Here is a 14,324-nt window from a genome sequence, read left to right on the forward strand (position 1 = left end):
AGAAGAATTTTTTTGTATATAAAAGTGCAAGGATCGGTATTTTACATATAAAAATAGGAGGAGAATGTTTTGGTGAGAAAATTTTTTTTGTTTAGTATCATTTTATTTTTTTTTATGTGGACGTTGAATGTCTATGCAAAAACTTTGGATTATCCTTCTTTGCCACAGGATAATCCCTATGAAAAAAAAATAGCCATTGTGAAAACCAAAGACAACTACTCCACTCAGGAAATAGAGAGGATGTTAAAAAAATATAAAAATCTAACCATCCGAACAAATTTTCACGAAATATTTAATGGTTTTTCAGTTGAAGGTCATCTAGGAGAAATTCAAAAGCTAAAAAAAGAACAGGCTGTAGAAATAGTTTCAGAAGTGCAAACATATTCTGCAGAAGAAGAGAATCCGGTTCAGCTGATCGGTGCAGACCCTATTAGCTCAACCTTGCAAAACAAGTCTAAACCATTGACAGGGAAAGGAGTGAAAATTGGTGTAATTGATACAGGCATTGATTATCAGCACCCTGATTTACGCAAAAACTTTAAAGGTGGCTGGGATTTTATTGACAAAGATAAGTACCCAATGGAGACAGTTGGCAAAGGAGTGAAAAATACACTCCACGGCACTCATGTAGCGGGGATTATTGCGGCAGATGGGAAAATTAAAGGAGTGGCTCCAAATGCAGAAATTATTGCATATCGAGCACTTGGTCCTGGGGGAACTGGTACAACTGAACAAATTTTAGCTGCGATTGAACAAGCTATAAAAGATAAAGTGGATATTGTCAATCTGTCTTTAGGAAGCGAAGTGAATGGACCAGATTTGCCTATTAGCGCTGCTTTAAACAAGGTAGTGGAAAAAGGGATTATTGCGGTAGCTGCTGCGGGAAATTCGGGACCTCTTGATTGGACAGTTGGATCTCCTGGAACAGCAAGTAAAGCGATTTCTGTTGGTGCCTCCACTCCGAATATAAAGACAGACTATATCGAAATTGATGATAAAAAACTCATTTTAAACAATATGAAAAATAGTGTAGATTGGAATAGTTTTTCAGCATTGGAGATGATGGATGGAGGGATAGGAGAAAAAGAAAATTTAAAAAACGCAAAAGATAAGTTGGCTTTAATAAAAAGAGGGGGAATTACTTTTACAGAAAAAGTGAAAAATGCTATTAGTGCTGGTGCAAAAGCTGTGCTTATTTATAATAATGAGGCTGGGCCTTTAATAGGCAGTCTAGAGCAAGAATTGTCTATACCGGTAGCTGGAATAACAAAAAAAGAGGGACTTCTTATTAGTGAAAAAATGAAAAAAGGTTCGCTGTTCGTAAAGATAGAGTCTAAATGGGAAAAAGATATACTAGCCGATTTCAGTTCAAGAGGACCTGTAACAACGACTTGGGATATAAAACCCGATATCCTTGCTCCAGGAGTTGTGATAAATAGCACTGTTCCAGGCGGATATATGGCTTTACAAGGTACAAGCATGGCAGCTCCCCATGTTGCTGGAGCATGCGCACTTTTATTAGAAGCACATCCTAATTGGAAACCGGAAGAAGTAAAGGCAGCGCTAATGAATACAGCAAAACCAATAATGGATAGAGAAAATAACAGGTATAAAGTATATGAACAAGGAGCTGGAAGGATTCAAGTGGATGAGGCTATTCAAGCAAATACTTTAGTAATGCCAGGTTCGCTGCGCTTTGGAAAGTTTCATTTAGTGGATCAATTACATGAACATACAGCATTTATCACAGTGAAAAATGTCGGAAATACACTAGAAAAAATTTCTTTTGCAATCCCGAAAAAGCAAGCAGGTATAAGCTGGAAAATGCCCTTTTCTTTTAGCTTGCAAGCAGGAGAAACAAAAAAACTGCCAATCACCATGAGGTTAGACCGTCACGTTGTTCAAAAAAATCTTCAAGATGGAGTAATAGAAATGGTAGCGGGCAGCCAAAAAGTGCAAATTCCTTATTTATATGTACTAGAAGAACCTAATTATCCAAGAGTGATGGGGTTTGAATTAACAAAAAATAGTAAAGAAAAGACATATGAGTATGAAGTATATCTGCCTGGGGGAGCAGAAGAGTTTGGGATTGCCCTTTTTGATAAGGAGAGTTTAACATTTGTGCAATTTTTAGATTGGAAGAAAAATGTAGGAAGAGGATTATTGAAAACAAAAATAAGCAAAAAAAACTTTCCTGCGCCAGGAAACTATTTGATGATAGTTTTTGCGAAAAAGTCAGGAAAAGAGGATGAAATCAAGTCCGAATTAACGATACCAGCAGGGAAAAAATATGAATAAATCTTAAAAGTATGTGAATTTATTCTCAAATCCATAGAATTTTAAAAAAATCGTGATAGAATAAAAAAAGTAGTCAGCAAGAATTGCTGCATGCCTTTTTGTTCTTCATAAAAAGAGGGAATACTAAACAGATTATGCAGCGAAAAAAACTATCTATTATTAATTTTTAAAACCTGCTTATTTTCACCAGAATGAAAAGCGTGAAAATGTGGTATCCGCTTTCAATAGTAGTATAATAAATATATTGTGAAATATATGATTGTAGCGTTTTCACGTTGTTAATACTAATTGACATTGACATTAGCTTATTGTATGCTTACAAAGGAGAGAATGACAGGGTTTTCAGCTTATTTTCCCCTCGAAACGTACAAATTTTGACAAAAAATATTTTGGATTTTGAGGGATTACTATTTTCTTTAGGAGTTTTTTCTGGAAAAAGGCTTGTAATAACTGCTATTCAATGACAACCTATTCTTGCAGAAAGAAAGTGATCAGGAGATTGGCTAACTATGCTTGAAATTAAGCAAATGCTTAAAAGACAAAGTAAATACATATCATTTTTGCTGTCTTTATATTTAATAGGGTGGGCTTTGACCCCGTTCCAGCCAGTTTTTTTAGGGCTGATTATTGGGACTGGTTTAAGCTTTTTCAACATGTTTTTACTAGTCAGAAGAATGGGGAAATTCAGTAAAGCAATTGATGAGGGCAAAAAAACCCGCTCGCTAGGAATGCTTTCGCGAATGGCTGCAGCTGTTTTTGGTGTGGCGCTAGCATTAGAGTTTCCAGAACAAATTCATCTAATTAGTGTGGTTATTGGATTAATGACTTCTTATGTTGTCATTATGATAGATTTTTTAATAAATACTATTCAAATAGGTAGTAACAAAAAAGAGAGGTGAACATGATTGGAACATAAAGAACAGATATACCATTTGTTTGGAATTGATTTTTTGCAGTTTAATCTAGCAAATGTTTTAATGATTACCATTGCGAGTGCAATTGTATTTCTAATAGCAGTTCTTGCAACACGCACACTTGCATTAAAACCTACAGGCCTCCAGAATTTTATGGAGTGGGTAATGGATTTTGTGAAAAACATCATTAACAGTACAATGGACTGGAAAGATGGTGGCAAATTCCATATATTAGGGATCACTGTAATATTCTATATTTTTGTATCAAATATGCTAGGATTACCATTTGCTATTGTACTAGATGGGGTTCTTTGGTGGAAATCGCCAACAGCTGATCCTACTATTACATTAACACTTGCTGTAATGATTATTGTGCTTACCCATTACTATGGTATTAAACAAAGAGGATTAAAAGAATATTCAAAAACGTTTGTCAGTCCAATGAAATTTCTATTCCCTTTAAAAATCATAGAAGAGTTTGCAAATACGCTTACTCTAGGTTTGCGTCTCTACGGTAATATTTATGCAGGGGAATTGCTACTGTCTCTTTTAGTAGGGTCTTTAGCTTCGGTAGGAATAGCTGGTTTTATAGCTGCTATCCCTCTAACACTTGTATGGCAAGCTTTCTCTATATTTGTTGGTACCATTCAAGCGTACATCTTTACAATGTTAACAATGGTTTACATGTCTCATAAAGTTAGTCATGACCATTAATATATACCCTTTTCTATAAAAGGCAAAACAAAAAATAAATGAAATTATAAATTAGGAGGAAATAAAATGAATCTAATAGCAGCAGCAATCGCAATTGGTTTAGCAGCAGTAGGAGCAGGTATTGGTAACGGATTAATCGTAGGTCGTACAGTAGAAGGTATCGCTCGTCAACCAGAAGCACGCGGTTTACTTCAAACAACAATGTTTATCGGGGTTGCTTTAGTAGAAGCACTTCCAATTATCGGGGTTGTAATTGCATTCATGGTATTAAACCGTTAATTCATAATTCTATCTTATTGGCGAAGAGAATCTTCTAAAAAGAACTTCGCCTTTCCTTTATGTTCTAGAAATATAAGATGGTAAAGTATTGAAGGGAGTGAACCAAGTGTTAATGAACAGTTTAGTTCTAGGTGCTGCAGACGGTGCGGCCCATCATGGAATAAATGGTGGAGATATAATTTTTCAGCTAGTTATGTTTATCGTTCTTCTTGCGTTGTTGAAGAAATTTGCTTGGGGTCCATTAATGGGCATCATGAAACAAAGAGAAGAGTTTGTGGCAAATGAAATAGAAGCAGCAGAAAAAAGCCGCTTGGAAGCTGCAAAACTTTTAGAAGAACAGCGTGCATTATTAAAAGAAGCAAGAGTAGATGCACAAAACTTAATGGAAAAAGCAAAAGCTCAAGGCGATGCGCAACGAGAAACCATTATTGCTGATGCTAAACAAGACGCAGAGCGCATTAAAAATTCTGCATTGCTTGAAATTGAGCAGCAAAAGGAAAAAGCAGTTGCTGCAATTCGCGATCAGGTAACGTCACTATCTGTATTAATCGCTTCAAAAGTTATTGAAAAAGAATTGAATGAACAAGATCAAGAGAAGCTTATACATGATTACATACAAGAGGTAGGCGAAAAACGATGATGGATATAGGAGTTTCAAAGCGCTACGCTTTAGCCCTTTTCCAAATCGCAAAAGAGAATGGTAACGTAGATCAATTGGAAGAGGAAGTTCGTGTTGTAAAAGCATTAGTGACTGATTCAACTGAATTGCATCAAGTTCTAAAGTCTCCTAATATCTCATTAGAGCAAAAAAAGGAGATCATTAGAGAAGGCTTTGCTTCGGCAAGCAGTCATGTACAGAACTTATTGATGCTATTGATTGATCGTCACCGTGAAGACTATATTCTTGGCATATGTGATCATTTTCTTCAATTAATAAATGAAGAAAAAGGAATAGCCGATGCAATAGTATATTCGGTGAGACCGTTGACAAATGAGGAACGGACAGAAATTTCCGCTTCATTTGCGGCTAAAGTAGGCAAAGTATCGCTTAATATTGAAAATATAGTAGATTCCAACCTATTAGGTGGAATTATCGTTCGAATAGGCAATCAAATATTTGACGGCAGCCTGCAAGGCAAGCTGAATCGTCTACAACGACAATTACTAGGATAGTATTTTTTGGATAGGGGTGAAACGCATGAGCATCAAAGCAGAAGAAATTAGTGCTCTGATAAAAAAGCAAATCGAAAATTACCAATCTGAAGTTCAGGTAAGTGAAGTAGGTACGGTTATTAGTATTGGTGACGGTATCGCACGTGTTCATGGTCTCGATAATTGTATGGCTGGTGAGCTTGTTGAATTTTCAACTGGTGTAATGGGATTGGCTCAAAACTTAGAAGAAAGCAACGTAGGTATTATTATTCTTGGTCCTTTCACAGATATTCGTGAAGGAGACGAAGTGCGTCGTACAGGAAGAATTATGGAAGTTCCTGTAGGAGAAGAATTAGTTGGACGTGTTGTTAACTCATTGGGACAACCAGTAGATGGACTTGGACCAATTAATACAACTAAAACGAGACCAATTGAATTTTTAGCTCCTGGTGTTATGGATCGTAAATCTGTTAGTGAACCACTTCAAACAGGTATTAAGGCAATCGATGCACTTGTTCCAATTGGACGAGGACAGCGTGAGCTTATTATTGGTGACCGCCAAACTGGTAAAACATCTGTAGCAATTGATACCATTCTTAACCAAAAAGATCAAGATATGATTTGTATATATGTAGCGATTGGGCAAAAAGAATCTACAGTGCGGAATGCAGTTGAAACACTTCGTAAACATGGCGCACTAGACTATTCTATCGTAGTAACGGCATCTGCTTCTCAACCGGCTCCGTTATTATACTTAGCTCCATATGCTGGTGTAGCAATGGGTGAAGAGTTTATGTATAACGGCAAACACGTGCTTATCGTGTATGATGATTTATCAAAACAAGCATCTGCTTACCGTGAATTATCATTATTATTACGTCGTCCTCCAGGTCGTGAAGCATATCCAGGTGATGTTTTCTACCTGCATTCACGTTTATTAGAGCGCGCTGCAAAATTAAGTGATGCAAAAGGTGGCGGTTCTATTACTGCACTTCCTTTTATTGAAACACAAGCAGGTGATGTATCTGCATATATTCCAACCAACGTAATATCGATTACAGATGGTCAAATTTTCTTGCAGTCTGACTTATTCTTCTCAGGAGTTCGTCCTGCGATAAATGCTGGTTTATCTGTATCACGTGTTGGTGGTTCAGCGCAGATTAAAGCAATGAAAAAAGTAGCAGGTACTTTGCGCCTTGATCTTGCATCATACCGTGAGCTAGAATCATTTGCTCAATTCGGATCTGATTTAGATAAAGCCACACAAGATAAATTAAATCGAGGAGCACGTACAGTAGAGGTGCTTAAACAAGATTTAAATAAACCATTAAAGGTAGAAAAACAAGTAGCGATTCTTTATGCTCTTACACGCGGCTTCCTTGATGATATTCCAGTTCAAGATATTACACGTTTTGAAGAAGAGTTTTTAACTTGGTTAGATCATAACCGTAAAAATTTATTAGATCATATTGTGTCAACAAAGGAACTTCCAGCTGACGAGGATATGGTAGCTGCTATTAATGAGTTTAAAAAATCGTTTGTAGCATCAGAGTAAGAGGATAAACTTATGAATGGTGGTGAGAACCGTTGGCATCATTGCGTGATATAAAATCTCGTATAAATTCTACAAAAAAAACGAGCCAAATAACAAAAGCCATGCAAATGGTTTATTCAGCTAAAATGAATAAAGCTGTATTAAATGTAAAAGCTTTTGCTCCATATATGACGAAAATAGAAGAAGTCACACACTCTGTTGCAGCAGGTAGTGCAGGTGCGTCTCATCCAATGCTTGTGGCTAGACCTGTCAAAAAAACAGGATATATTATTATTACATCAGAACGTGGGTTGGCAGGAGCCTATAATAGTAATGTGCTAAGAAAGCTAAACCAAACGATAAAAGAACGTCATCAGTCAAAGGATGAGTATGCTGTTATCGTTATTGGTAGATTAGGTCGTGATTTTCTAGCTAAACAAGATCATAACATTGTTTTAGATGTCATTGGCCTACCGGATTTACCGGATTTCTTAGATATTAAGGACGTTGCTAGCAAATCTGTTGGCATGTTTGCGGACGGAACTTTTGATGAACTAAATATGTTTTATAGCCATTATGTAAGTGCTATTCAGCAGGATGTTGTGGAGAATAAAATTCTTCCACTGACTGATGCAGGAAATACAGAAGTGAAGTTGACATCATATGAGTTTGAGCCGTCAGCAGAAGAAATCTTGGATGTATTACTGCCGCAATATGCAGAAAGTTTAATATACGGTGCATTATTAGACAGTAAGGCAAGTGAGCATTCTGCGCGGATGACAGCTATGAAAAACTCTACTGATAATGCGAAGGAAATAATTAATGATTTAAGTTTGGTTTACAACCGTGCGCGACAAGCTGCAATTACACAAGAGATTACGGAAATTGTTGGTGGAGCTGCGGCGTTAGAATAGGTTCCTAGCAATAGGAAAGAGGATGCCTGAAATTAGTTTGGGCTTATGACTTTATTGATAGATAAGAAAAAGTCATGAAACGGAAAAAATGTTTTGGGCATTCTCGCTTTCAGAAAAGGTTTAGGAGGGAATAGAATGAGCTTAGGACGAGTTCTTCAAGTAATGGGACCAGTTGTTGACGTTAAGTTCGACGGAGGCCATTTACCGGATATTAATAACGCATTAAAAGTAGTTAGCAACGACTCTAATATCGATTTAACTCTTGAAGTGGCCCTTCATTTAGGCGATAACACAGTACGTACTATTGCAATGTCTTCAACAGATGGCGTAACAAGAGGTACACAAGTAGAAGATACGGGAAAATCAATTTCAGTTCCTGTTGGGGATGTAACATTAGGCCGTGTATTTAACGTATTAGGAGATACAATTGACTTAGATCCAGCAATTCCTGCTTCAGCAAGACGTGATTCTATTCATAGAGAGGCTCCAAAATTCGAACAGCTTTCTACACAAATTGAAATTTTAGAGACTGGTATTAAAGTAGTAGACTTGCTTGCGCCTTATATCAAAGGTGGGAAAATTGGATTGTTTGGTGGAGCTGGTGTAGGTAAAACGGTTCTAATCCAAGAATTGATTAATAACATCGCTCAAGAGCATGGCGGTATTTCTGTATTTGCTGGTGTTGGTGAACGTACTCGTGAAGGAAATGACCTTTATCATGAGATGACTGACTCAGGTGTAATCAAAAAAACAGCGATGGTATTCGGACAAATGAATGAGCCGCCTGGTGCACGTATGCGTGTTGCGTTAACAGGATTAACAATGGCAGAATATTTCCGTGATGAGCAAGGACAGGATGTATTATTCTTTATTGATAATATTTTCCGTTTCACTCAAGCTGGTTCTGAAGTTTCAGCCCTTCTTGGCCGTATGCCTTCAGCGGTTGGGTATCAGCCGACTCTTGCAACAGAGATGGGTAGATTACAAGAGCGTATTACATCAACAAGCGTTGGTTCTGTAACATCTATTCAAGCAATTTATGTACCAGCGGATGACTATACGGATCCGGCTCCAGCTACAACATTTGCTCACTTAGATGCCACAACAAACCTTGAACGTAAATTAACGGAAATGGGGATTTATCCAGCAGTAGATCCGTTGGCTTCTACTTCTCGCGCATTGTCTCCAGAAATTGTAGGCGAAGAGCATTATAGTATTGCTCGTCAAGTACAATCAACATTACAACGCTATAGAGAGCTTCAAGATATTATTAGTATCCTTGGTATGGATGAGTTAAATGATGAAGATAAACTAGTTGTACACCGTGCAAGAAGAATTCAATTTTTCTTATCACAAAACTTCCATGTGGCTGAACAATTTACGGGTCAGAAAGGATCATATGTACCAGTAAAAGAAACAGTAAAAGGATTTAAAGATATCCTTGGAGGAAAATACGATCACCTTCCAGAAGATGCTTTCCGTTTAGTAGGACGCATTGAAGAAGCAGTTGAAAATGCAAAAAAAATGGGTGTTGAAGTTTAACATTAATCAGGAGGGGTAGAAATGAAGACGATTAAAGTCAATGTAGTAACTCCTGATGGCCCGGTGCATGAGTCAGATGTTGAAATGGTTATCGCAAAAGCAGAAAGTGGAGAGCTAGGAATACTGGCTGGTCATATTCCGATGGTTGCTCCATTAAAAATTGGGGCAGTACAATTGAAGAAGGATAAAACTTCCGAATATATTGCTGTTAATGGAGGAATTTTAGAAGTTCGTCCAGATCAAGTTACTGTTCTTGCCCAGTCTGCTGAAACTGCGGGAAAAATTGATTATGATCGTGCTTTACGAGCTAAGGAACGTGCTGAAAAAAGATTATATGAACAAAAAAATGAACATGTAGATTTTCACCGTGCAGAACTTGCTCTAAAACGTGCAATGAATCGTATATCCATTGTAGAAAAAAAATATTAACAATAATAAATACCTCTCTTTGTCTATATATGGCAATCGAGAGGTATTTTTTGTGATATATACAAAAAGGCAAGTATTCCTAGTTCGTTTTTGTTTGTGCTTCTTATCACGCATTAACGGGCTTTCGATCTCCACTTTAAGATGATAAGAGAAGATGAGAAACCTAGGCGGGGGATAACCGCTCGTAAGAGCCTGATATTAAAGTATAGAGATATGTTACCTCCGTCCTGCGGTAATGTCTGTGAGGCCTATATCCATAGGCCTCAGGCTACTACAATCAGTGGGGGACGCGAAGACCCTGCTGATTGTAGTTTTACTTTATAAATTTAATTCTGCACTATGCATAATAGAAAGCATTAAACAAAAACTAGATTGTTATGCAATAATATTTTTCTACTAGAATAAGACAGTTAATAGAAAAGAAAATATAAAAAAGGTGAAACTTTTTTTAGGATTAAATCGTCAAATAAGAGTTAGTGTTAGGGAGTAATTAGATGGGAGGATGTATCTAGTTGATCTCAGATTTTGGACAGCAAGCATTATTAGGCATTATCACCCATATTGGTTTTATTGCGCTAGCCTGGTGGGCACTACAATCATTAAATTTTGATAAATTCCTGCGCGCAAATAAAGTATTTCAGGCAAGGGTTTTGTATGTATTATTGTCTATTATTATTGGATCTATTGTTAGCAATTTTTTCTTAGATTATTTAAATTGGTCTAAGCAATTGCCATTAATTATGCAATAAAAAGAAAAAAGGATAAATTTACATGCAAATATAGGTCTTCATACATGTTTTCATTTTGGTTTTTTTTCAGTACAATTCATTTTGCATGTGTATAAAAATAGTATAAGTATTTTTTAAAAATATATTCTTGTCAAAAAGTAACGACAATTCCTTTGTATGCATTCCTTCACTACGGAAAGAATGGTAGCAAGGGGAGAATTATAGATGAGAAAAAAATATTTTTTATTACTTTAACTATCTTAATGGGTTTGTCTGCACTTGTAATTGGGAATAACATCACTAATGCCGAGGAACAGCTAGATTTATTTACTATAAATGATTACTTGAAAAAGGAAAAAAATATTACAATCAATGAATGGTCTCTGTATGCAAGAGAAAAATTGGAAAACGCACAAACATATGCGGACACCAGAGAGTATCAAACAGCTTTAAATAAAAAATTTCCTGAACTAAAATGGCAGGAATCAAAAAGTGAGCAAAGCAAAGGGCTGCATGCTATTATTTCTTCTAATGAAACAGTTGAAAAAACAATAACTATTTCGACTTCTTTAACAACTAAGCCTTCTCAAACATATGTTATATATGAGGTAAAAGGGAAGGATTTAACAGAAATTAGAAAGAAAGAGATAAAGAAGGAAATGCAGGCAAATATTTCTGCGATATTTCAGGAGAAACCCACAATTTTCTCTTGTATAAAAGGCGAATTCAATGATAAGATTAATGAGGCTTTGCCTTATTATGTCAACCATTTTTTAAAGTTATTTCAAGCAAAGCAAATTGAGGCGCTAGAAGAAGATGAATTTATATCGGCTTCTGCCTATAGTCCGGTTTTTAAAGAAGAAATTAATAATGGTAATCAGGCAATAAATGTACAAGTAGGGATAAGAAAACAAGGAATGGGCGGTAAGACTACCTTTATAGTTGGCACACCCATCATAACGATTGAATATTAATATAGAGATATTGGACGCGGAGGGGAATAGACTTTGGATAAAATCATCGTCCGCGGCGGAAAAAGGTTAAATGGAACGGTTAAAGTAGAAGGCGCAAAGAATGCCGTTTTGCCTGTAATCGCCGCTACATTATTAGCAAGTGATGGAAAAAGTGTAATAAAATCAGTTCCAACTCTTTCAGATGTTTATACAATAAATGAAGTATTAAGATTTTTAAATGCAGAAGTGCAATTTAAGAATAACGAAGTAGTTGTAGACGCATCAAAAGAGTTAAGCGTAGAGGCACCGTTTGAGTATGTTAGTAAAATGAGAGCGTCTGTTTTAGTAATGGGATCATTACTTGCAAGAAATGGTCGCGCAAGAGTTGCATTACCGGGTGGTTGTGCAATCGGATCAAGACCAATCGATCAACATCTAAAAGGCTTTGAAGCAATGGGAGCAAAAGTACAGGTTGGTAATGGCTTTATTGAGGCATCTGTTGAAGATCGCCTACAAGGTGCAAAAATCTATTTAGATTTCCCAAGTGTTGGAGCTACTGAAAATATAATGATGGCTGCAACTTTAGCTAAAGGAACTACTATTATTGAAAATGTTGCAAAAGAACCAGAAATTGTAGACTTGGCTAATTTCTTAAATAAAATGGGAGCAAAAGTAAAAGGTGCAGGTACTGGTACACTTCGCATTGAAGGGGTAGACGTATTATTTGGTGCGGAGCATACAATTATTCCGGACAGAATAGAAGCTGGGACATTTTTAGTAGCTGCTGCTATTACAGGCGGCGATGTTCTTGTTCAAGGAGCAGTTCCAGAACACTTATCTTCTTTAATCGCAAAAATGGAAGAAATGGGTGTAGTTTTCAAAGAAGAGGAAGATGGCATTCGTGTAGTAAGTGCAGAAAACTTAAAAGCTGTAGATATTAAAACAATGCCACATCCTGGATTCCCAACAGATATGCAATCACAAATGATGGCATTATTGCTTCGGGCAAAAGGAACTAGCATGATTACAGAAACAGTTTTTGAAAATCGTTTTATGCATGTAGAAGAATTTAGACGCATGAATGGCGATGTAAAAATTGAAGGCCGTTCTGTTATTATGAATGGACCAATCAATTTACAAGGTGCTGAAGTGGCAGCAACTGATCTTCGCGCTGCGGCTGCATTAATTCTTTCTGGTCTTGTTGCAGAAGGCATTACACGTGTAACAGAGCTAAAACACTTAGATCGTGGTTATGTTGATTTTCATGAAAAACTGGCTGCATTAGGAGCAGATATTGAAAGAGTAACAGAAGAAGAAGAGGTAACATTAACTGCTGCATATGTGGCTGATTTGAATGCTTAAACAATAATACTGCAAACTTTATTTATCTGGAATTAGATAAATTAGGTTTGCGGTTTTTTTATTTTCTAAAGAATTATCCTGTAGCGCAATACTAAATTGCAAGTCAGTAGGAAATCTCGTTAAAATACGATTTAACAGCTCCTAAAGCTTTTTGAATAAGTTGATGTCTCTTTATAACTAAAGGGCCTTAAAGGGGCGTTATTGATCTATAAGGGAATATTGCCAAAAGGAATAACCTGCTGTTTAGTAATAATTGTTAGAAAAATCATACTATTTAAATAATATGTTTTCAAGCTTTTTTTAGAATATCAAGGTAGATATCTTATTATAAAGGATCTTATTTTCTTGGCATAAATGCTTGTTTTAGCCCATATGAATGGTTTAGAGAGATTCATTGCGTATTCTTTTATTTTCTTTCATATGGAGGCTAAGACATGATTAAAATCAAACCTTTCATCGTACTAGGAGTAATTCTGTTTGCCATTACTTTATTAATACCATCCATTTTAGTACTACCTTTTATGGAAGAAAAGGTGAGTGGAAAATTAGGAGAGAATGTGCAGGAGGAAACTATACAGCCCAAAAAATCGTCAGAGCCATCTGTAGAAGTTGCGGTTTATAGAGAAGCACAAAAGAAGGTAGAAAAGCTAGCATTAGATGATTATGTAGCAGGGGTAGTAGCATCTGAAATGCCTGCAGACTTCGAAGTAGAAGCTTTAAAGGCACAAGCTCTAACTGCCAGAACATATATCGTCAAGAAGCTGGCTAGCGGCAATTCCATAAGTCTTCCCCAGGGAGCAGTAGTTGGAGATTCTGTAAATTATCAAGTTTACAAAAGCAGTGATGAATTAAAGAAGATTTGGAAAGCTTCGGATTATGAGTGGAAGATGAAAAAAATTAAAGAGGCTGTTAAAGCTACATCTGGGCAGATTCTTACATATGATGGAACACCAATTGATGCCACTTTTTTTTCTACTAGTAATGGGTATACAGAAAATTCTAGTGCTATTTGGCCAAATGATATTCCTTATTTAACAAGTGTAGCAAGTCCATGGGATAAAAAGTCTCCTAAATATAACGGGAGAAAAGTAATATCTGTAGCAGAATTTGAACAAAAGTTAGGTGTGACTTTATCTAATAGCAAAGCGATAGGAGAAATAACAGAAAAAACAGAAGGAAAGCGTGTTGCTAAAGTAAATATAAGCGGAAAAGTGTTAACTGGAAAAGAAATTAGAACAAAATTAGATTTAAAATCAACAGACTTTACATGGGTTAGAAAAGGCAATGATATCATCATTACAACAGAGGGGTATGGGCACGGAGTTGGAATGAGTCAGTATGGTGCAAATGGGATGGCAGCAGAAGGAAAGTCTTATGAAGATATTGTTAAGTACTATTATAAAGGTGTTCAATTATCAAAAGCAGATAATTTATTAGCAAAATACACAGCGCGAAAATAATCAGTTCAAAAAAGACCATATCAACTAGAAAATAAAAAAGCAGCA

Annotated in this window: 14 protein-coding genes; all 14 read left to right on the plus strand. The window is 36.3% G+C overall.

All coding sequences use genetic code 11. The features are described from left to right. Nucleotides 1-72: 72 nt before the first annotated feature. The 14 genes from CWS01_RS15160 (at nucleotide 73) to spoIID (ending at nucleotide 14,279) form a co-directional block, all read left to right on the plus strand. Nucleotides 73-2,298 carry a S8 family serine peptidase gene (locus CWS01_RS15160; RefSeq protein WP_328588925.1) on the plus strand — a complete coding sequence of 742 codons (2,226 nt, stop codon included), beginning with the start codon at nucleotides 73-75 and terminating at the stop codon, nucleotides 2,296-2,298. Nucleotides 2,299-2,807: 509 nt separating this feature from the next. Next, a complete protein-coding gene (locus tag CWS01_RS15165) occupies nucleotides 2,808-3,197 on the plus strand; it encodes an ATP synthase subunit I (protein WP_101178038.1) in 390 nt (129 codons plus the stop codon). 6 nt (nucleotides 3,198-3,203) lie between these two features. Continuing rightward, the gene (atpB, locus tag CWS01_RS15170) at nucleotides 3,204-3,926 is read left to right on the plus strand and encodes a F0F1 ATP synthase subunit A (protein WP_101178039.1); all 723 of its coding nucleotides are present in this window, start codon (nucleotides 3,204-3,206) and stop codon (nucleotides 3,924-3,926) included. Between the two features lie 66 nt (nucleotides 3,927-3,992). After that, nucleotides 3,993-4,205, plus strand: a complete 213-nt coding sequence (atpE, locus tag CWS01_RS15175) for a F0F1 ATP synthase subunit C (RefSeq protein ID WP_027323467.1) — start codon at nucleotides 3,993-3,995, stop codon at nucleotides 4,203-4,205. A gap of 106 nt (nucleotides 4,206-4,311) precedes the next feature. Further along, entirely contained in the window at nucleotides 4,312-4,845 is a 534-nt protein-coding gene (locus CWS01_RS15180) for a F0F1 ATP synthase subunit B (protein WP_101178040.1), read from the plus strand. Continuing rightward, nucleotides 4,842-5,378: a F0F1 ATP synthase subunit delta gene (locus CWS01_RS15185; protein ID WP_101178041.1), complete on the plus strand. Its 537-nt coding sequence runs from the start codon at nucleotides 4,842-4,844 to the stop codon at nucleotides 5,376-5,378. The genes CWS01_RS15180 and CWS01_RS15185 overlap by 4 nt, the downstream gene beginning before the upstream one ends. 25 nt (nucleotides 5,379-5,403) lie before the next feature. Next, on the plus strand, nucleotides 5,404-6,912 hold the full coding sequence (gene atpA / locus CWS01_RS15190) for a F0F1 ATP synthase subunit alpha (RefSeq protein ID WP_101178042.1): 1,509 nt from the start codon (nucleotides 5,404-5,406) through the stop codon (nucleotides 6,910-6,912). 32 nt (nucleotides 6,913-6,944) lie between these two features. Then, nucleotides 6,945-7,805 carry an ATP synthase F1 subunit gamma gene (atpG, locus tag CWS01_RS15195; protein ID WP_101178043.1) on the plus strand — a complete coding sequence of 287 codons (861 nt, stop codon included), beginning with the start codon at nucleotides 6,945-6,947 and terminating at the stop codon, nucleotides 7,803-7,805. Between the two features lie 135 nt (nucleotides 7,806-7,940). Further along, nucleotides 7,941-9,347 carry a F0F1 ATP synthase subunit beta gene (gene atpD, locus CWS01_RS15200; RefSeq protein ID WP_101178044.1) on the plus strand — a complete coding sequence of 469 codons (1,407 nt, stop codon included), beginning with the start codon at nucleotides 7,941-7,943 and terminating at the stop codon, nucleotides 9,345-9,347. A 21-nt stretch (nucleotides 9,348-9,368) separates the two neighbouring features. After that, entirely contained in the window at nucleotides 9,369-9,776 is a 408-nt protein-coding gene (locus CWS01_RS15205) for a F0F1 ATP synthase subunit epsilon (protein WP_101178045.1), read from the plus strand. Nucleotides 9,777-10,288: 512 nt separating this feature from the next. Beyond that, nucleotides 10,289-10,525 (plus strand): DUF1146 family protein, encoded by a 237-nt coding sequence (locus tag CWS01_RS15210; protein ID WP_101178046.1) that lies wholly within the window; start codon nucleotides 10,289-10,291, stop codon nucleotides 10,523-10,525. A 248-nt stretch (nucleotides 10,526-10,773) separates the two neighbouring features. Continuing rightward, nucleotides 10,774-11,478, plus strand: a complete 705-nt coding sequence (locus CWS01_RS15215; protein ID WP_157827670.1) for a YwmB family TATA-box binding protein — start codon at nucleotides 10,774-10,776, stop codon at nucleotides 11,476-11,478. Nucleotides 11,479-11,511: 33 nt separating this feature from the next. Next, complete coding sequence (gene murA / locus CWS01_RS15220) at nucleotides 11,512-12,819, plus strand: UDP-N-acetylglucosamine 1-carboxyvinyltransferase (protein ID WP_101178048.1); 1,308 nt, start codon at nucleotides 11,512-11,514, stop codon at nucleotides 12,817-12,819. A 434-nt stretch (nucleotides 12,820-13,253) separates the two neighbouring features. Continuing rightward, the gene (gene spoIID / locus CWS01_RS15225; protein WP_101178049.1) at nucleotides 13,254-14,279 is read left to right on the plus strand and encodes a stage II sporulation protein D; all 1,026 of its coding nucleotides are present in this window, start codon (nucleotides 13,254-13,256) and stop codon (nucleotides 14,277-14,279) included. Nucleotides 14,280-14,324 lie beyond the last annotated feature (45 nt).

The sequence above is a fragment of the Niallia nealsonii genome (assembly GCF_002835805.1).
GTDB classification, from domain to species: domain Bacteria; phylum Bacillota; class Bacilli; order Bacillales; family Cytobacillaceae; genus Niallia; species Niallia nealsonii.

Bases quoted from the DNA above. Each gene is read 5' to 3' on its own strand.
- CWS01_RS15165 (WP_101178038.1), top strand. From the start codon at position 2,808: ATGCTTGAAATTAAGCAAATGCTTAAAAGACAAAGTAAATACATATCA.
- CWS01_RS15185 (WP_101178041.1), top strand. From the start codon at position 4,842: ATGATGGATATAGGAGTTTCAAAGCGCTACGCTTTAGCCCTTTTCCAA.
- atpA (WP_101178042.1), top strand. From the start codon at position 5,404: ATGAGCATCAAAGCAGAAGAAATTAGTGCTCTGATAAAAAAGCAAATC.
- CWS01_RS15205 (WP_101178045.1), top strand. From the start codon at position 9,369: ATGAAGACGATTAAAGTCAATGTAGTAACTCCTGATGGCCCGGTGCAT.
- atpE (WP_027323467.1), top strand. From the start codon at position 3,993: ATGAATCTAATAGCAGCAGCAATCGCAATTGGTTTAGCAGCAGTAGGA.
- atpD (WP_101178044.1), top strand. From the start codon at position 7,941: ATGAGCTTAGGACGAGTTCTTCAAGTAATGGGACCAGTTGTTGACGTT.
- spoIID (WP_101178049.1), top strand. From the start codon at position 13,254: ATGATTAAAATCAAACCTTTCATCGTACTAGGAGTAATTCTGTTTGCC.